This window comes from Promicromonospora iranensis, from assembly GCF_028994805.1.
Classification (GTDB): Bacteria; Actinomycetota; Actinomycetes; order Actinomycetales; family Cellulomonadaceae; genus Promicromonospora; species Promicromonospora iranensis.
In genome coordinates this window covers 133,990-150,632 of the sequence record NZ_JAJQQP010000012.1, presented here as the reverse complement: position 1 = coordinate 150,632, position 16,643 = coordinate 133,990, and the positions used below count along the sequence as shown (strand labels likewise).

Annotated in this window: 18 protein-coding genes; 11 read left to right on the top strand and 7 right to left on the bottom strand. The window is 68.7% G+C overall.

The window, feature by feature from the left end:
• Positions 1 to 31: 31 nt before the first annotated feature.
• Positions 32 to 1,069, top strand: a complete 1,038-nt coding sequence (locus LUM46_RS20410; protein WP_274996495.1) for a 4-hydroxy-3-methylbut-2-enyl diphosphate reductase — start codon at positions 32 to 34, stop codon at positions 1,067 to 1,069.
• 115 nt (positions 1,070 to 1,184) lie between these two features.
• Here LUM46_RS20410 and LUM46_RS20405 read toward each other — a convergent pair whose 3' ends face one another.
• Positions 1,185 to 2,666: a DNA recombination protein RmuC gene (locus LUM46_RS20405; protein ID WP_274996494.1), complete on the bottom strand. Its 1,482-nt coding sequence runs from the start codon at positions 2,664 to 2,666 to the stop codon at positions 1,185 to 1,187.
• A gap of 174 nt (positions 2,667 to 2,840) precedes the next feature.
• Here LUM46_RS20405 and LUM46_RS20400 point away from each other — a divergent pair, with 174 nt between their 5' ends.
• From LUM46_RS20400 to ychF, 4 genes are all read left to right on the top strand, one after another.
• A complete protein-coding gene (locus tag LUM46_RS20400) occupies positions 2,841 to 3,668 on the top strand; it encodes an ABC transporter ATP-binding protein (RefSeq protein WP_274996493.1) in 828 nt (275 codons plus the stop codon).
• Positions 3,650 to 5,263, top strand: a complete 1,614-nt coding sequence (locus LUM46_RS20395; RefSeq protein WP_274996492.1) for a hypothetical protein — start codon at positions 3,650 to 3,652, stop codon at positions 5,261 to 5,263. Before LUM46_RS20400 ends, LUM46_RS20395 begins: the two co-directional genes overlap by 19 nt.
• A gap of 61 nt (positions 5,264 to 5,324) precedes the next feature.
• The gene (locus tag LUM46_RS20390; RefSeq protein WP_274996491.1) at positions 5,325 to 6,116 is read left to right on the top strand and encodes a DinB family protein; all 792 of its coding nucleotides are present in this window, start codon (positions 5,325 to 5,327) and stop codon (positions 6,114 to 6,116) included.
• Between the two features lie 11 nt (positions 6,117 to 6,127).
• Positions 6,128 to 7,213 (top strand): redox-regulated ATPase YchF, encoded by a 1,086-nt coding sequence (gene ychF / locus LUM46_RS20385; protein WP_274996490.1) that lies wholly within the window; start codon positions 6,128 to 6,130, stop codon positions 7,211 to 7,213.
• On the opposite strand, the gene LUM46_RS20380 is transcribed toward ychF, so the two are convergent.
• The 4 genes from LUM46_RS20380 to LUM46_RS20365 all read right to left on the bottom strand — a co-directional run bounded on the left by LUM46_RS20380 (position 7,210) and on the right by LUM46_RS20365 (position 9,751).
• On the bottom strand, positions 7,210 to 7,845 hold the full coding sequence (locus LUM46_RS20380; protein ID WP_274996489.1) for an AAA family ATPase: 636 nt from the start codon (positions 7,843 to 7,845) through the stop codon (positions 7,210 to 7,212). The two genes, ychF and LUM46_RS20380, sit on opposite strands and share 4 nt — an antisense overlap.
• 407 nt (positions 7,846 to 8,252) lie before the next feature.
• On the bottom strand, positions 8,253 to 8,834 hold the full coding sequence (locus LUM46_RS20375; protein WP_274996488.1) for a shikimate kinase: 582 nt from the start codon (positions 8,832 to 8,834) through the stop codon (positions 8,253 to 8,255).
• Positions 8,835 to 9,054: 220 nt separating this feature from the next.
• Positions 9,055 to 9,342 carry a transcriptional regulator gene (locus tag LUM46_RS20370; RefSeq protein ID WP_274996486.1) on the bottom strand — a complete coding sequence of 96 codons (288 nt, stop codon included), beginning with the start codon at positions 9,340 to 9,342 and terminating at the stop codon, positions 9,055 to 9,057.
• A 7-nt stretch (positions 9,343 to 9,349) separates the two neighbouring features.
• The gene (locus LUM46_RS20365) at positions 9,350 to 9,751 is read right to left on the bottom strand and encodes a hypothetical protein (RefSeq protein ID WP_274996485.1); all 402 of its coding nucleotides are present in this window, start codon (positions 9,749 to 9,751) and stop codon (positions 9,350 to 9,352) included.
• Positions 9,752 to 10,252: 501 nt separating this feature from the next.
• On the opposite strand from LUM46_RS20365, the gene LUM46_RS20360 reads away from it, so the two are divergent.
• Together LUM46_RS20360 and LUM46_RS20355 are read left to right on the top strand one after the other, a co-directional pair.
• Positions 10,253 to 10,612, top strand: a complete 360-nt coding sequence (locus LUM46_RS20360) for an HD domain-containing protein (RefSeq protein ID WP_274996483.1) — start codon at positions 10,253 to 10,255, stop codon at positions 10,610 to 10,612.
• Between the two features lie 80 nt (positions 10,613 to 10,692).
• Positions 10,693 to 11,217: a hypothetical protein gene (locus tag LUM46_RS20355; protein ID WP_274996481.1), complete on the top strand. Its 525-nt coding sequence runs from the start codon at positions 10,693 to 10,695 to the stop codon at positions 11,215 to 11,217.
• 147 nt (positions 11,218 to 11,364) lie between these two features.
• Here LUM46_RS20355 and LUM46_RS20350 read toward each other — a convergent pair whose 3' ends face one another.
• Entirely contained in the window at positions 11,365 to 11,757 is a 393-nt protein-coding gene (locus tag LUM46_RS20350) for a winged helix-turn-helix transcriptional regulator (protein ID WP_274996479.1), read from the bottom strand.
• An 88-nt stretch (positions 11,758 to 11,845) separates the two neighbouring features.
• Between LUM46_RS20350 and LUM46_RS20345 the strand changes: the two genes are divergently transcribed.
• On the top strand, positions 11,846 to 12,664 hold the full coding sequence (locus tag LUM46_RS20345; protein ID WP_274996477.1) for an NAD(P)H-binding protein: 819 nt from the start codon (positions 11,846 to 11,848) through the stop codon (positions 12,662 to 12,664).
• A 59-nt stretch (positions 12,665 to 12,723) separates the two neighbouring features.
• On the opposite strand, the gene LUM46_RS20340 is transcribed toward LUM46_RS20345, so the two are convergent.
• On the bottom strand, positions 12,724 to 13,191 hold the full coding sequence (locus LUM46_RS20340; RefSeq protein ID WP_274996476.1) for a VOC family protein: 468 nt from the start codon (positions 13,189 to 13,191) through the stop codon (positions 12,724 to 12,726).
• 107 nt (positions 13,192 to 13,298) lie between these two features.
• Between LUM46_RS20340 and LUM46_RS20335 the strand changes: the two genes are divergently transcribed.
• The 3 genes from LUM46_RS20335 (at position 13,299) to LUM46_RS20325 (ending at position 16,572) form a co-directional block, all read left to right on the top strand.
• The gene (locus tag LUM46_RS20335; RefSeq protein WP_274996475.1) at positions 13,299 to 14,324 is read left to right on the top strand and encodes a helix-turn-helix transcriptional regulator; all 1,026 of its coding nucleotides are present in this window, start codon (positions 13,299 to 13,301) and stop codon (positions 14,322 to 14,324) included.
• A gap of 95 nt (positions 14,325 to 14,419) precedes the next feature.
• On the top strand, positions 14,420 to 14,788 hold the full coding sequence (locus LUM46_RS20330; protein ID WP_274996474.1) for a nuclear transport factor 2 family protein: 369 nt from the start codon (positions 14,420 to 14,422) through the stop codon (positions 14,786 to 14,788).
• Positions 14,789 to 15,087: 299 nt separating this feature from the next.
• Positions 15,088 to 16,572, top strand: a complete 1,485-nt coding sequence (locus tag LUM46_RS20325; RefSeq protein WP_274996473.1) for an RICIN domain-containing protein — start codon at positions 15,088 to 15,090, stop codon at positions 16,570 to 16,572.
• The last annotated feature ends 71 nt before the right edge of the window (positions 16,573 to 16,643 follow it).

Genomic DNA, 16,643 nt, shown 5'->3' with positions numbered 1-16,643 from the left:
GCCCTCCGCACGTCGCCCCTAGACTGCAGGTGTGAGTGTCACGAGCCCAGAGCGTCCTGCTGAGACCAAGACCAAGCGCGTCCTGCTGGCTGCGCCCCGCGGTTATTGCGCGGGCGTCGACCGCGCCGTCGTCGCCGTCGAGAAGGCACTGGAGACGTACGGTGCGCCGGTGTACGTCCGCAAGGAGATCGTGCACAACAAGCACGTGGTGGAGACGCTGCGGGAACGCGGCGCGATCTTCGTCAACGAGACCGACGAGGTGCCCGAGGGCAGCCGGCTCGTGTTCTCGGCGCACGGTGTGTCGCCCGCTGTCCGTGCGTCGGCCGTGGCGCGGAGCCTCGACACGATCGACGCGACGTGCCCCCTCGTCACCAAGGTGCACAAGGAAGCGGTGCGGTTCGCCAAGGACGACTACGACATCCTGCTGATCGGGCACACCGGTCACGAGGAGGTCGAGGGCACCGCTGGTGAGGCACCGGACCACGTGCAGGTGGTGAACTCGCCGGACGAGGTGGACCAGGTAGTCGTCCGCGACCCCGACAAGGTCGTGTGGATCTCGCAGACCACGCTGTCCGTGGACGAGACCATGGAGACTGTGCGCCGCCTGCGCGAGAAGTTCCCGTCGCTGCAGGACCCGCCCAGCGACGACATCTGCTACGCCACGCAGAACCGTCAGGTCGCGGTGAAGAAGCTCGCGCCGGAGTGCGACCTCGTCATCGTCGTGGGCTCGGCCAACTCGTCCAACTCGGTGCGGCTCGTCGAGGTGGCGCTCCAGGCCGGTGCTACCGCCTCGTACCGCGTGGACCGCAAGACCGAGATCAAGGACGAGTGGCTCGAGGGTGTCACCACCGTCGGCGTGACCTCGGGCGCCTCGGTGCCGGAGATCCTCGTCGAGGACGTCCTCGCGCACCTCGCCGACCACGGCTTCGGCACGGTCGACGAGGTCCGGACGGCCACCGAGGACCTCATGTTCTCGCTGCCGCGCGAGCTCCGCGCCGGGCTCAAGGCCGCGGGCGACGAGCCCAAGCGGCCGCGTCGCGAGGCCCGCAAGGAGCTCCCGCAGGCCTGAGCTGTCTGATCTCCGGCAGGTGCGTGGTCGGTAGTACGTCAGGAGGTCGGCAGCTCGAGCTGCCGACCTCCTGACGTACTACCGACCACCTGGGCGCGCTGCCTGAGCGCGCTGCTCAGCCGGCGGCCGCGCTGCCCTTGTCGCTCTCCTCGACGGCTTCGAGGGCGCGCTTGTCTGTCACCGCGAGCTCGGTCACCTCGAGCTGCTGCACCAGCACAACGTCGGTGTCCTGTGCGCGGTCGATGGCGACCACGCCGCCCTCCTCGGCAGCCAGCAGCTCGGGCTTGGTGATGGGACGCGGCACCTCTTCGATGCCGCGGACCTCGTCGATCGAGTCCCGCTCGTCGACCACGTCGAGCTCCACCATCCGGCGCGCCGACGTGAGCACGTTGCGCTCCAGCGAACCGATCATCTGGTTGTAGCTCTTCGTCGCGGACTCCAGCGCCCGACCGGTCTTGGTGACGTGGCCGGTCATGGTGACCAGGCGCGCGTACAGCTCCTTGCCGACGGTGAGCACCTTCTGGGCGTTCTCCGCCAGCGCCTCCTGCCGCCACGCGTACGAGACCGTGCGCAGCAGGGCGAGCATCGTGGTGGGTGTGGCGATGATGACGTTCTTCTGCGCCGCGTACTCCAGCAGCTCCGGCGCGCGCTCCAGCGCCGCCGACAGGAACGCCTCGGCGGGCACGAACATGACGACGAACTCGGGTGCGGGCTCGAACTGGTTCCAGTACTTCTTGCCGGCCAGGTCGTCCACGTGCTTGCGCATGTGCCGGACGTGCGCGTCGAGGCGCTGCTCGCGGTAGGCGGCGTCGTCGGACTGCTGTGCCTCGAGGAAGCCCAGGAACGCAACCTTCGAGTCCACGACCACGCGCTTGCCGCCGGCGAGGTTGATGACCATGTCGGGGCGCAGCGTGCCGTCGTCGGTCGTGACCTGCGCCTGCTCGGTGAAGTCGACCCGGTTGATCATGCCCGCCGACTCCACGACCTTGCGCAGCTGCAGCTCGCCCCACGCCCCGCGGGTCTGCGACGAGCGCAGCGCCGTGACGAGGTCCGCCGTGCCGTTGCGCAGCTCGGTCGACACCTCGGCGACGTTGCGCATCTGCTCCACGAGTGCGCCCTGGCCCTCGATACGGGCCTTCTCCGCCTGGAGCACCTCGCTGCGCACCAGCTCCACGGCCTTGGTCAGCGGGTCCACCAGCGACTTCACGGCCTCCTCGCGCTTGGCCAGCGCCTGCTCGCCGTCCGACGCCGACCGCTTGAGCCGCTCCTCGGCGAGCTCGAGGAAACGCTTGCTGTTGGCGTCCAGCGCGTCGCCGGCGAGCGCCTGGAACTGACGGCGGGTGTGCTCCTGCTCGGAGCGTGCGGCGGCGATCTGCTCGGTGGCGCGTTCCCGGGCGGCGTCGATCTGCTCGTCCGCACGGGCCTGTGCGGCGGCGATCCGCTGTTCGGCCGACTCGGCCTGGGCGCGCAGGCGTACGACCTCCATGTCCGCGTCGCGGAGCGCCGGTGCCACACGCTGCGCGTGACCGAGCCACCCCAGCAGCACGCCGACGACGAGAGCGCCGAGGGCCAGCAGAATCGTTGCGACGATGTCCATGGGCGACAGGCTGCCATGCGCCACTGACACTCCGGCACCGTGACACCCCGCGCGGCCGAATTCCTCCGGTATGGCCTGGCCCGTGGTGCTCCTCCCGGGGACGGACGCCCTTCATCCGGCACTCATCCTCGCGTCGGATCCGCCGTGTCGGGCAGCACCGCTACGTTGGGTGCCATGACGACCCCAGCCCACCCGAGCCCTCCAGGCGTCCCCGGGGCCCCGGCCCCGGACCAGCGCCCGCACGACCCGTCCGCCGCGCTCAGCGTTCGCGAGCTCTGGAAGCGGTTCGGACAGAAGATCGCCGTCTCCGGCGTCGATCTCGATGTGCCCGCCGGCTCGTTCTACGGCCTGGTGGGCCCGAACGGAGCCGGAAAGACGACCATGCTGTCGATGGCCACGGGGCTGCTGCGACCCGACTTCGGCGCCGCCTGGGTGCACGGCGTGGACCTGTGGGCGCAGCCTGACCAGGCCAAGGCGACGCTCGGCGTGCTGCCCGACGGTGTGCGGCTGTTCGACCGGTTGACCGGACGCCAGCTGCTCACGTACGCGGGGATGCTGCGCGGGATGGACAAGGAGACCGTGGTGGACCGGACGAACGACCTCCTGAAGGCGTTCGACCTGGGCGCGGACGCGGACAAGTTCGTCGTGGACTACTCGGCGGGCATGACCAAGAAGATCGCGCTGGGCAGCGCCATGATCCATGCGCCTCGCACCCTGGTCCTGGACGAGCCGTTCGAGGCCGTCGACCCGGTGAGCGCGGCGAACATCCGCGACATCCTCAAGAGCTATGTGGCGGGCGGTGGGACGGTGATCGTCTCCAGCCACGTGATGGACCTGGTGCAGCGCATGTGCGACCACGTGGCCGTGATGGCGGCGGGGCACGTCCTCGCGGCGGGCACGGTGGACGAGGTACGCGGCGAGCAGAGCCTGGAAGACCGGTTCGTGGACCTCGTCGGCGGCCGGCAGCACTCGGAAGGGCTCTCATGGTTGCGCGGTTCCTGACCCTCAAGCTGACGCTCATGGGGAACACGTTCCGCAAGAGCGTCTGGCAGACCATCGGCATGATCGTCGCCTCGCTGTACGCCCTGGGCGTCGTCGGCATGCTGCTCGCGGGCGTCGTGGCCCTGGGCTTCCTCGGCGACCCGGGCTGGGCCGGCCTGGCGATCACCCTGGGTGGAGCCCTGGCCGTCCTCGGTTGGTGGATCATCCCGATCTTCGCCTTCGGTGTGGACGCCACGCTGGACCCGCAGCGGTTCACGACCTTCGCGATTCCCCGGCGCACCCTCCTCACGGGTCTCGCGGTGGCGGGGCTGGTCTCGGTGCCTGGCATCGCGACGGTCCTCCTCGCGATCGGTGCCTCTTTTGCCTGGCTCACGGAGCCGGGCGTGCTCCTGGTCTCGATCGTCGGCGCCGTGCTCGGGATCGCCACGTGCGTCCTCGGCTCCCGGGCGATCACCACCGTGCTCGCTCCCGTGCTGGAGTCGCGGCGGTACCGCGAGGTCGTGGCGATCGTGGCCCTGGTGCTCATCGTGATGATCGGTCCGCTCGTCAGCTGGCTCTCGAACGGCGTCGAGGTGACGGTCGGGTCCGGCTCGGAGACGAGCACGGGAGCGCAGCTGCTGCCGCTGTTCGAGCAGGTGGCCGGCGTCGTCGGCTGGACGCCGTTCGGTGCGGCCTGGTCGCTCGGAAGCATGGCGCACGACGGCGACTGGGTAGGGCTGGTGGGGCGGCTCGCCGTCGCGCTCGGCACCGTGGGCCTGACTTGGCTGATCTGGGACCGGGCGCTGGGCCGCGCTCTGGTGAGCCCGCCCGCCGGCGGCGGTGGCGAGAGCAAGGCGAAGGGGCTGGGAGCCTTCGGCCGCGTCCCGGCCTCGCCCACCTGGGCCGTCGCCGCCCGGACCGCGACCTACTGGCTGCGGGACCCGCGCTACTCCGGCTCGATCGCCGTCGTCCCGCTGCTGCCGGTCATCATGTACTTCGCGGGTCAGAGCACCGGCAGCTTCTTCATGCTGCTGGCGACCGGGCCGTTCGTGGGCTGGATCCTCGGCTTCAGCATCTCCAACGACATCGGCTACGACAACACGGCGTTCGCCCTGCACGTCTCCTCGGGCGTCGACGGCCGCACCGACCGGTGGGGTCGCGCGATCCCGATGCTGGTGGCGGGGCCGCTGGTCACGGCCGCCACGGTGCTGGCCTCGGTGTGGGTGGCCGACTCCTGGCACCTGACGCTGCCACTGCTGGGGCTGGGGCTCGGTTCCCTGCTGGTGAGCACAGGTGTCTCGTGCGCGGTCTCGGCGCGGCTCGTCTACCCCGTCGCGAAGCCGGGGGAGAGCCCGCTCAAGTCTCCCCAGGGTGCCGCGATGGCGACCATCGTGTCGCAGGGCATCGGTTTCATCGTCACCGTGGGGCTGGCGTTGCCGGTCTTCGCGGTGGGTATCGCGGCGATCGTGGTGGGCGGACTCCTGTGGGGAATCGCGACCCTTGTGGTCGGCCTCCTGTACGGCACCCTGATCCTGGTGCTGGCCGTGCGGTTCGGCGCTCGCGTGTACGACCGGCGCCTGCCGGAGCTGCTCCAGCAGGTGCAGTCGTTCCCGTGACATCGATGTAGCGTCGCCCCAGGTCAGCGGTCGTGTCAGTGACCCGGCCTAGCCTGGGGCGATGACGCGATTCACGGCCGATGACGACCTGCGGGGTGCCGAGTTCGTCGCGGCGGACCTGACCAGCGCGCGCTTCCGTTTCGCCGATCTGGAGGGCGCAGCGTTCGAGCAGTCGTACCTGCCCCGCGTGGTGATGCGCGGCGTCGACCTGACCGGCGCCGACATCGACGGGCAGATCGGTGGCCTCAGGGTCAACGGCGTCGAGGTGCTGCCGTTGATCGAGGCCGAGCTGAACCGCCGCCATCCCGGCAGGGAGCACGCCCGCTCCCAGGTGCTGGCGGAGCAGCGTGAGTCGTTCGAGGCAGCGCTGCGGACCTGGTCGGCCACCCTCGACCGGGTGGCGGCCATGCCCGCGGGGACGGCGGACCAGCGGGTCGACGGCGAGTGGTCGGTCGCCCAGACGCTGCGGCACCTGGTGTTCGCCGTCGACGGCTGGGTGCGGCACGGGATCCAGGGCCTCGACGGAGCGTTCAGCCCGATCGGCCTGCCCTTCTCCGAGTACGACGACGAGGCCCGTGCGCTCGGCGTCGACGTCACGGCGACTCCGTCGTTCCAGGAGGTGCAGACGGCGTTCGCGGACCGCACGGTCCAGGTGCGCGCGCAGTACGAATCCCTCACGCAGGAAGCTTTCGAGGCGCCGGCTCGCCGGCTGCCGCCGTGGGAACCAGAGATTCGCAGCCTCCCCGTGTGGCGCTGCCTCGGGGTGATCGCCAACGAAGCCTGGGAGCATCACCGGTTCGCGGAGCGGGATCTCGACGAGCTCGAGCGCAGACGATTGGCACCGGGCACGTAGAATTTTGCGACGTGGCTCTTACTATCGGCATCGTCGGCCTGCCCAACGTCGGCAAGTCCACCCTCTTCAACGCTCTGACCCGCAACCAGGTGCTCGCTGCGAACTACCCGTTCGCGACGATCGAGCCCAACGTGGGCGTGGTCTCGCTGCCGGACGAGCGGCTCAACAAGCTCGCCGAGATCTTCGGGAGCCAGAAGATCCTGCCGGCGACCGTGTCGTTCGTGGACATCGCGGGCATCGTCAAGGGCGCGTCCGAGGGTGAGGGCCTGGGCAACAAGTTTCTCGCCAACATTCGCGAGGCCGACGCCATCTGCCAGGTCACTCGCGCGTTCGACGACCCGGACGTCGTGCGCGTCGACGGCTCCATGGACGCCCCCGGCGACATCGAGACGATCTCCACCGAGCTGATCCTTGCTGACCTCCAGACCCTCGAGAAGGCCCTGCCGAGGATGGAGAAGGAGGTCAAGATCAAGCGCGGCGACCCCGTCCTGTACGCCGCCGCGAAGAAGGCGCAGGAGATCCTGGACAAGGGCGTGACCCTGTACCAGGGAGCCGCCGACGCCGGTCTCGACCTGGCCGAGATCGCCAGCCTGCAGCTCATGACGGCCAAGCCGTTCATCTACGTCTTCAACACGGACGACGCCGGCCTCGCGGACACCGCGTCCCAGGAGGCCCTGCGCAAGGTTGTCGCGCCCGCCCAGGCGATCTTCCTGGACGCGAAGTTCGAGTCCGAGCTCGTGGAGCTGGAGCCCGACGAGGCTGCCGAGATGCTGGCCGAGTCCGGTCAGCCGGAGTCCGGCCTGGACCAGCTCGCGAAGGTGGGCTTCGAGACGCTCGGCCTGCAGACCTACCTCACGGCGGGTCCCAAGGAGGCGCGAGCCTGGACCATCCACAAGGGCTGGACGGCCCCGCAGGCCGCCGGCGTGATCCACACCGACTTCGAGCGCGGCTTCATCAAGGCCGAGGTCATCTCGTACGAGGACCTGGTCGAGGCCGGATCGGTCGCCGCGGTGAAGGCGGCAGGCAAGGCGCGCATCGAGGGCAAGGACTACGTCATGCAGGACGGCGACGTGGTCGAGTTCCGGTTCAACGTCTAGTCGAGTTCCGGTGCACCTGTTTGACCAGGTCGTGGCACCGGCTGACTGGTCCCGTCGACGATGCCCAACCAGGCGCGAATGAGGCTGTCTGTCTCGTCAGCGATGTCGCTGACGGGGCGGTGGTCGGTCTGGATGACGTGGTCTGCGGGGCTGAGGCCGGCCTCGGTGTACCTCTGCCTGTAGAAGGCGCGGTGCTCGTCGCTGATCGGCCGTGTGGCGAGCCGGCCCTCCCATACTGGCTGGGAGGCGTCGAGCCGGATACGAAGATGGGCCGTATTGTCTGGCGCGAGCGACACGACCAGGTCGTGGAACGTGGGGTTCTGGAAGACCCAGGAGACGATGACGACGTCGATCCCGGCGATGGCGGCGTTGTGGAGCACGGAGCGCAGGTTGGCGTGGAGCATCGTGATCGTGGTGTCGTCCACGCGCCAGGGCTGATGACGCCAGAGCGTGTCTACGTCGATCCATTGAATCCGGACGGGCGCGTTGTCGACGAACTGGCTTAGGAGCGCCTCAGCGACCGTCGACTTGCCGACCGCGGGTGGCCCGCCGAGCAGGACGAGGTGCAGTTGCGGGCCGGGCTGGATGCTCGTGGGGTCCATTGCTGCCGGGTTCATAGGGTCGATGATCATCGACCAGCTATCGACGGCGCGAGACAATTGCCGGTCCCGCACGGAGCGCGAGCGGTACCTCGCGGACGTCGATCTGGTCGAGCACGAGTGCTTTGCCCACGACAGCGGATCAATTTGGCAGAACCATTGTTGTCCGGTTTGTTCTCCAGAGCCGGAACGGGCTAGTGGCGCGTCGGCGGTTCGGTAAGAGCCCGGGCGTGCATTGATGCACAAGTACGCGACGCTGCACACGGCGCGACCGACATCGCCTCGCGACTGCGCGGTCAGGGCAGTTGAGCGGTCGACAGGCGGTGGGTCCCGCAGATCCGCCCGACATCGGGTCACGCCTCTTGCAGATCGAGGCGGTGCGTTCGGTTATCGGGTGTGCGGCGCGCTTCGTGCCAGGAGCGGATGGTCCGTTCCGGCGCTCAGCCGGCGCGGTTCGACTCCGAAGCTTCCGCCACGATCGATGTGGCGGCCTGTTCGGGCGTGAGTCCGTCCGTGTAGAGGACGCTTGTCGAGACTGTGTGGTTGAACGGATCGGTGATCCACTGGTCAAGGAAGTCGTGGCCGTCGCGTATCCAGTCGGTGTCCTTGGCCGCAATCGAACGTTCGCGCAAGACCGCGAGAGATCGCTTAGGGTCTGGGCTCGGCAGGAGGAGCACGACGTGGGGTGCCTGGGACAGCGCGGCCTGCACGCGTTGTGCGCAGGTCGGATCGGAGTAGCTGGTGTGTCCAGCACCGAGAGCGACCACGGCGTCGGGTTGGTCTGCCATGATCCGTTCGGTCGCATGTGCCCTCGCAGGTTCCCACTCACGCTCGGCGTCGACGCGACCCACGGCGTGGATGCGGTCGAGCAATCGGTCCAGATCCCAGCCTGTCTCGGCGTAGTAGGGCCAGGCGATCTCGTCGATGTCGACGAACGGCTTGCCGAGTCGAGCGGCGACGAGTCTGCCAAGTGTCGACTTGCCGGTGGCGGCAGGCCCGACCAGGACGATGGTGCCCGTCACTGATGCCGAACCCCCTCTTCAGGTCTGCTGCCGATGTTGATCATGGCGGCACGGTACTGCGCGTAGCCATTCGCGATGGGCACCTGTGTCTGGTGCACACCTCCTGGCGTAGGAGGTGTGCGGCGGATGGCTGTGATGATCACAGTGATGTCGGCAGGGGACCGGGTACGGGACTCGGTGGAGTTCAGTTCTAACGTCTAGGTGCCTGATTCTCCCGTGCTCATTGCCCAGCAATGCGGTTCAGTGCGTTCAGGAGTTTCTTGAACGCTTCCTGCCCCTCTGGTGTCAGTCGCACCACGGTCGCGCCATACCGCGTTCGTCGCTCCTTGGTGACGAGGACGAGTCCGCGCTCCTCGAGATCGCGAATGATCTTCGACAGGTCCGGCGTCGAGAGTGCGGTCGCCTCCTGTAGCGCTGGATAGTCTGCCTGCTCGACCTGGTGCAGATGGGCCAGGGTGACGAAGCGCTTCGGGGCGATGAGGTGTGCGTCGATATCTCTGAACGTCATCGTCGTCTCAGCGGCGGATCAGCAGGATGAGATAGAACACGAGCCAGGCGATTGGCGCGAGGCCTGCGAAGAGAAACGCTTCCGGGAAGGGAATCGTCTCGCCGCGAGTGATGCCCCGCCAGATGGGGATCAGGAGCCACGTCGTGAAGGCGATGCTCACGAGCAGGGTCGCTCTGAGGCGAGGTTCGTTGACTCGGCGCTGGCGTGCACTCAGCCAGGAGTGCGAGACGACCAGGGCTCCTGTCGCCGGCAGGGCCGCCCACCAGGGGTGGCCGCCAAGTGCGAGCAGACCTGCGACGAAGGCGAGGACGATCGTCGCGACGGCGCACACGTGGTCGACTGGCGTGAGCTGCCGTCGGGGTTTCCGTGGAACGGACGCGAGCAGCTCCCGAGCCTGCTCGGGCGTCACGGACGCGTTGTCGGACGGCGCGGACGAAGGTTGCTCGGTCATGCGCTCGAAGTTAGCAACTACTTGCCGTATGTGCAAGTAGTTGCTGATCGGCTATCAGGTGAGCGCGGGCGTGCGCGGCCTGCCTCCCACACTCCTGTGGTGCGGTGATCCGATGTGAGTGCCCTGGTTGCGCATCGCGTCGATCTCCCGGCAGACTCTGGCGTTCTCATCGCGGGAACGCGGTGGAGTTCCCGCTTCGACGTCCGAGTACTACCCTGATTCGGCCCAGCCGTGTGATCGGGTCGGGTGCCGGTTGACCTGTGACAGCGTCTCTGAGTCCTCGGGGCGACGGTGGGCAGGAATGGCTTCCTGGGGGACTCTCGACATGACCGGTGATGGTGGCTTCGGCCTGCTGCCGAAGGATGCGAACGACACGCTCGGCGAGGATGGATGCTTCGTCGATCCTCTGTGGCGAATCACCGTCGTTCTGACACCGCTGGAACAGGATCTCCTTGCATCGTGGTGGGTCCGGTCTACCGTGCCGCTGCCCTCGTCCACGACGTCGGCCACCTGCCGCTGAGCCACACCTTCGAAGGGCTCGGCGGCCTGCACCACCACGAACTTGGTGCGACTCGGCTGGAAGACCTCAGGGATGTCTTCAGCCGGCATGGCATCGACGTCGCGGAGATCGCCGCCATCGTTCAAGGTCGGAAGCCCACGATGCTGACCGCCGAACCTGGACTGCTCAAGCTCGACCACCTCGATTCTTTCGTTCGAAGCGGTCGAGCCCACGGCACACTCCTGGGCCTTCCCGTCCCACCCCTGCACTACGTGCTCGAACCGGGTTGGACGCGGCCCGACCGCACCGAACCCGACTGACCGGCGTCGGGTTCGGCGATACCCTGTGGCCTGCACGGGCGCCAGGCAGCTACGCCGGACAGCGAACCAGGAGACGGGCGATGAACGACCGGATCTCACAGAGCCAGTGGCACATCGCGACCGACGGGTCGGTCATCAAGTCGTATCCGAAGGCGCTGGACCACTCCGACCCGCAGCGTGACCCGCCTCCCGGTCGGAAGTACCTGCGCTACACCACCACCCGACAACTCGAACTTGCGGACCTGTACGCCTTGGACGAGGACCTTGCCCGGTCCAACACCTTCTTCGACCGGCTCAGCATGGTGCTGCGCGTCCCGGCTTGGGTGGGGCTGCTGGGCGTGGTGCTCGCGTTGTTCGCCCTTCCCGTGCTCGGTGCCAGCAGCGCGGTGGCGACCGTGGTGCTCGCCGTGTCGATCCCGCTGGTCGTCGTCGGTGTCCTCGGCGTGGTGCTCCTCCCAGGCCTGATGCGCCGCCGTTTCGAGCGGATCCACGCCGATGGAGGGCTTGCGTCCTCGACGCCCAAGGTCCTCAAGGAGCCCGAGGCGAGGGCGCTGATCGACACCCGTGGGACCGTCTCCGGGAGCCCGAGCGGCGACGGGCGCTGACCCTCGACAACGCCCTTGCCCTGAAGTGCGGCGGCTGGCCGTCCCGGGCGGACTACGACCGTCGAACCACATTCGTTCTCGGCGGGATCTGTCGATCGGCACAGCCTCGGACCCAGCTCGCCGCTGAGCAGAGGCCTCTCGGCGAGGTCAAAGTCCGGTCGACCCGCTCGTCACCGCGTCGCGGTGATCGGCATGGGCCTCGATCCAGCCCAGCATGGCGGCGAGCTGGTGGCCGAGGCCGCTACCGAGGGGTGTCAGGCCGTAGGTGACCTGGGGTGGGGTGGTGGGCTCGACCTTGCGCCAGACCAGACCGTCCTGCGTCAGGTTCCGCAGGGTCTGCGACAGCATCTTCTCGCTGACGCCCTCGATGCGGTCACGCAGCTCGGAGAACCGGAGCGGCTCCTCCTGCAGCCTGATCAGAACCCACACGCCCCATCGGCTCGTGACGTGGTCGAGCACGTCACGCGCGGGGCACTCGGTGTGGAACGGGTCACACGACGGCGAGGGGGCCACTTCTCGTGACGCTGTTCCGGTGTTCACGTACGGAACTTACCTCAAGGTAGGTACTTTCCAGAAGTAAGTCTGGTTCCTAGGGTCGGCCGCGTACCTGAAACCGAGAGGAATCCTCATGATCGTTGTCACCGGATCCACCGGCAATATCGGCCGCCCGCTCGTCGAGGCGCTGACCGAGGCCGGCGAGTCTGTCACGGCCGTCTCCCGCCACCCCGTCGAGCTCCCTCGAGGCACTCGCCACGTCACCGGAGACCTCGCCGACCCGCACAGCCTCGAGCCCGCGTTCCAGGGTGCGGACCGCCTGTTCCTCATGGCCCCGGACCCGACGCTGCCGGTGGCGGAGATCGTCAAGACCGCCCGCGCCGCCGGCATCGACCGGATCGTGCTCTTGTCCTCCCAGCGGGCTCAGACCCGGGACGACGACCCCTTCCTGAAGAACCTGGAAGAGACCGTGACGGACGCGTTTCCGGAGTGGACGGTCCTGCGTCCCGGCGGGTTCGCCTCCAACGCGCTCCTCTGGTCCGGACCGATCCGCTCCACCAGGACCGTCCAGGCGCCCTTCGGCGACGTCGCGCTCCCGCCGATCGACCCGGCCGACATCGCCGCCGCGGCCGCGGCAGCCCTGCGTGAAGACACGCATCGCGGGCGGTACTACACGCTGAACGGGCCCGAGGCGCTCACGCCGCGCGAACAGGTCGCCGTGATCGCGGACGCGCTCGGCGAGCAGATCGAGTTCATCGAGCAGACCCGCGAACAGGCCTTCGCCCAGCTGTCGCAGATCTGGCCCCCGACCGTCGTCGACAAGACCCTCGACGCACTGGGCACGCCCACCGTGGCGGAGCGCACGCCCTCGCCCGACACCGAGCTCGCCCTGGGGCGTGCCCCGCGCTCGTTCAGCGACTGGGTCGCCCGCAACCTCGACGCTTTCCGGTAGAGCGCAGTGCCCGGGCTGCTGTCGGCAGTGGACGGCGGCCCGGGCGTCCGGTACCGGGTTCAGGACCGGGCGTACTCGGCTGCGACGTCGAGGATCCAGGTGATGCCGAAGCGGTCGGTCAGCATCCCGAAGGTGGGTGCCCACTGCGCCGGGCCGAAGGCCTCGATGACGGTGGCACCCTCGGCCAGCCGCTCCCACAGCGCGCGGACCTCTTCGACCGTCTCGCCGCGGACGGAGAGGAAGAACGGCTCCTCCGTGACAGTGGTGCCGTTCTCGCGACGGGTGGTCGGCGCACCCTGCGCGACCGGGGCGTCCTGGCCCGGGACGTCGTACGCCATGACGCGGAAGCCGTTGTCGGCGACGACCTGGCCGAACACCACGTTGGTGGCGCCGGGCAGCTCGGCGGGCATGCCGAAGTCGCCGTAGGTGGCGATGGTCGTCTGCCCCCCGAACACGGACTGGTAGAACTCGAGGGCGCTGCGGGCCTGACCGTGGAAGTTCAGGTGGGCGGCAGTGTTGATCGACATGGTGGTCCTCACAGGTGGTTGTCGTCGCCGGAGATCTCCGCCGACAGACTCAACCTGTCACCAGTTCCGGACAGGGAACGTCCGGAACTCGTGGCAGTGTGAGAGGCATGCCGATCGCCTCCTCCACGGCGACCTCCGGTCGCCTGCTCTCCCTCCTGTCCTTGCTCCAGGCCCGCCGCGACTGGCCGGGGGAGCAGCTCGCCCACCGCCTCGGCGTCAGCGAGCGCACCGTGCGCCGCGACGTCGACCGCCTGCGCGAGCTGGGGTACCCCGTGCAGGCGGCCAGAGGTCCCGACGGCGGTTACCGGCTGGAGGCGGGCAGCGAGCTGCCACCCCTCCTGTTCGACGACGAACAAGCGGTCGCGCTCGCGGTGGCTCTCCGGATCGCGGTCGTGACGGGGGCGGGCATCGAGGACGCCGCCGCACGAGCGCTGGCCACGGTGCGGCAGGTCCTGCCGGCACGCTTGCGGCAGCGCGTCGACGTCCTGGCGGTCGCGGCGGGCGAGTCAGCCGGCCGCGGGGCCGGCCCGCAGGTCGACACCGACGTCCTGGTCGCGCTGAGCGCCGCCATCCGCTCCGGGGAGGAGGTTCGGTTCGACTACCGCTCGTCCAAAGGGGCGGACGGTGACGGCCCGCAACCGCCTCGGCGGGTACAGCCGCATCACCTCGTGGTCCGGCACGGACGCTGGTATCTCGTCGGATGGTCTCCGGACCGCCAGGACTGGCGGATCTACCGAGCCGACCGGATGACGCTCCGGGTCCCGAACGGGCCGCGGTTCACGGCCCGCGAGGTGCCCGGCGGCGATGTCGCCGCGTTCCTGTCCGCCCGCTTCAAGGGCGCAGAAGGCGCAGAGGGTGTGGACGAGTGGCCGTGTCACGGAGAGGCGATCCTCGACCTGCCCGTCGCGCGGGTCGCGCCGTTCGCCGGTGACGGGCTGGTCGAGGAACTGGGCCCCACTCGGTCCCGGCTGCTGATCGGGTCGTGGTCCTGGGCCGCGATGGCCGCCACCCTGGCCCGGTTCGACACGGAGATCGAGGTCGTCGGTCCGACCGCGCTGCGTGACGCGTTCGCCGAGCTGTCGCGCCGCGCCGGCCGCGCCGCGGGATTCCCGCCGGCTACGCGCGGGTCGTGACACCTCCTGCGGGGGCAGAATGGGCACGGTCCCCAGGTGCCGTGCCCACAGTCGTGGCTTCGGCGGCGACGCAGACGAGAAGTGAGGACGGTCCGATGCCCGAGTGGAGCACGCAGTTCTTCGTCGACCTCGAGTCGAAGGTCTGGGACGCACTGGTCAGCGGTGACGCGGACGCCGAGTACGAGCTGCTGTCCACGGACTTCGTCGGTGTGTACCCCGCGGGGTTCGCCACCAGGGCGGAGCATGCCGACGAGCTCTCGGACGGACCGATCACCGCGTCGTACTCCATCGTGGACGCGCGTCTGATCGAGGTCGCGGCGGACGCGGTGCTGCTCTGCTACCGCGCCGACCACCAGCCTGTCGGCAGTGCTGAGCCGGAGTCGATGTTCATCAGCTCGCTGTGGGTCGAACGCGACGGTCGCTGGTGGAACATCTTCAGTCAGGACACCCCCGCCAGCTCCTGACTCCGCGCTCGACACCTCGGTCGCCGGCACGAGCGACCGGTGCCCCACCGGTCCGGCCACGCCGTCCGGTCTATGCGAATCGATTAAGTTTCCGCAAGGTCTTGACCTGTGCGTCGCGGGCGCTATCGTAAACCGGACATTGTATCGATTCAGAACATCGCATACCCAGCGGTCAGCAATGAAGCGACCATGGTTCTGCAAGGCCCAGGCCGGGAGCTCCGACTGCTCTGTTCCGGCGAACCGAACCGGTCGCTCGGGACCGACGGGATTCTCGAGTCACTCCGACGAAGGAGCATGCCTTGCACTCTTCCTCCTCCTGGTGGGGCAACCGCCTGCGATGGATCGCTGCCGCTCTCGGCGCGATCCTCGTCGCCACGGTTCTGCCCGGACTGGCCCCCACGGCCAGCGCGGCCGTCATCCCCGGCACCTGGTACGCGATCTCCAACCAGCACTCCGGGCTCGTGGTCGGCATCGAGGGCCGTTCGACGGCGAACGGTGCCCGGGCCCAGCTGCTGAACCGCACGGACGCGACCAACGAGCAGTTCCGCTTCGTCGACGCCGGAGGCGGGTACTTCCGCATCGAGGCCCGGCACAGCGGTCAGGTGCTCGACGTCCATGCGAAGAGCACCGCGAACGGCGCCGACATCGTCCAGTGGCCGAGCAACGGCGGTACCAATCAGCAGTGGCAGGTCAACGAGCAGGCCGACGGCTCCTACGAGATCGTCAACCGTAACTCGGGCAAGGCCCTCGACAACTGGGAGGGGGCCACGACGGCCGGCAGCCGCGTCTCGCAGTACACCCGCAGCGGCTCGGCCGTGCAGCGCTGGCGCCTGATCCCGATCGGTGCCGCGCAGGCCGGTGACGGCTCGGTCACCGACTCGAACCTGCAGTACTACGGCCGGTGGGCGACCGACGGCTTCTGGCGCACCATGGGCTGGGCCGGTGGCTACGTCGAGGCGGCCTTCACCGGATCCACGATCGGCGTCAGGCTCCGCAACACCATCGACGTGTACTACTCGGTCGACGGCGCACCCGAGCAGTGGCGGCGGAACGTCTCAGGAGATGTCACCCTCGCCTCGGGCTTGAGCACCGGCACGCACACCGTCCGCATCGGGTTCCGCGAGCGGGCCGGGTCGTACACCGGTGACCCGGCGTTCGGCGGCTTCGTCCTCGCCTCGGGCGGTGCGACGACGTCGATCGCACGCCCGGCGAACTTCATCGAGTTCGTCGGCGACTCGATCACCGTCGGCCAGCCCAACGGGGACCGGCCCTTCACGGCCTACCCCTACCTCGTCGGCGAGAGCCTCGGTGCCGGCCATACCCAGGTCGCCCAGGGTGGTGCCTGCCTGGTCAGTACCTCGGACGGCTGCTACGGGATGATGGACTGGTTCCGCCGCTCGTCAGCGTGGGTGAGCCGTGACGACTGGAACTTCTCGACGTACCAGGCCACCGCCGTCGTGATCAACCTGGGTACCAACGACGTCGGGCACGGTGTCTCCACCGTCGACTTCAACCGGAACTACGTCGTGATGCTCGAACGCGTCCGCCAGGCCTACCCGAACGCCCACATCTTCGCGATGGGCGTCTTCAGGAACCGGTACGTGACCGAGACGCGGAACGCGGTGCAGACCCGCGTCACCGCCGGGGACACCCGCGTCCACTTCGTCGACACGACCGGCTGGGTCGACCCCGCGACGGACACGCACGACAACGTGCACCCGACCGATGCCGGCCACCGGAAGATCGCCAACCGGCTGATCCCGATCATCGACCAGTACATCTGACCAAGGCGCGATTCTTCCCGGTGGGCCTCGGCGACGCGGCCGAGGCCCACCACTTACCCACCTGGAGCACA

Coding starts and splice junctions, on each gene's coding strand:
- LUM46_RS20405 (WP_274996494.1), bottom strand. CDS start 2,666: ATGGACATCGTCGCAACGATTCTGCTGGCCCTCGGCGCTCTCGTCGTC.
- LUM46_RS20400 (WP_274996493.1), top strand. CDS start 2,841: ATGACGACCCCAGCCCACCCGAGCCCTCCAGGCGTCCCCGGGGCCCCG.
- LUM46_RS20395 (WP_274996492.1), top strand. CDS start 3,650: ATGGTTGCGCGGTTCCTGACCCTCAAGCTGACGCTCATGGGGAACACG.
- LUM46_RS20390 (WP_274996491.1), top strand. CDS start 5,325: ATGACGCGATTCACGGCCGATGACGACCTGCGGGGTGCCGAGTTCGTC.
- LUM46_RS20380 (WP_274996489.1), bottom strand. CDS start 7,845: ATGATCATCGACCCTATGAACCCGGCAGCAATGGACCCCACGAGCATC.
- LUM46_RS20370 (WP_274996486.1), bottom strand. CDS start 9,342: ATGACGTTCAGAGATATCGACGCACACCTCATCGCCCCGAAGCGCTTC.
- LUM46_RS20355 (WP_274996481.1), top strand. CDS start 10,693: ATGAACGACCGGATCTCACAGAGCCAGTGGCACATCGCGACCGACGGG.
- LUM46_RS20345 (WP_274996477.1), top strand. CDS start 11,846: ATGATCGTTGTCACCGGATCCACCGGCAATATCGGCCGCCCGCTCGTC.
- LUM46_RS20340 (WP_274996476.1), bottom strand. CDS start 13,191: ATGTCGATCAACACTGCCGCCCACCTGAACTTCCACGGTCAGGCCCGC.
- LUM46_RS20335 (WP_274996475.1), top strand. CDS start 13,299: ATGCCGATCGCCTCCTCCACGGCGACCTCCGGTCGCCTGCTCTCCCTC.
- LUM46_RS20330 (WP_274996474.1), top strand. CDS start 14,420: ATGCCCGAGTGGAGCACGCAGTTCTTCGTCGACCTCGAGTCGAAGGTC.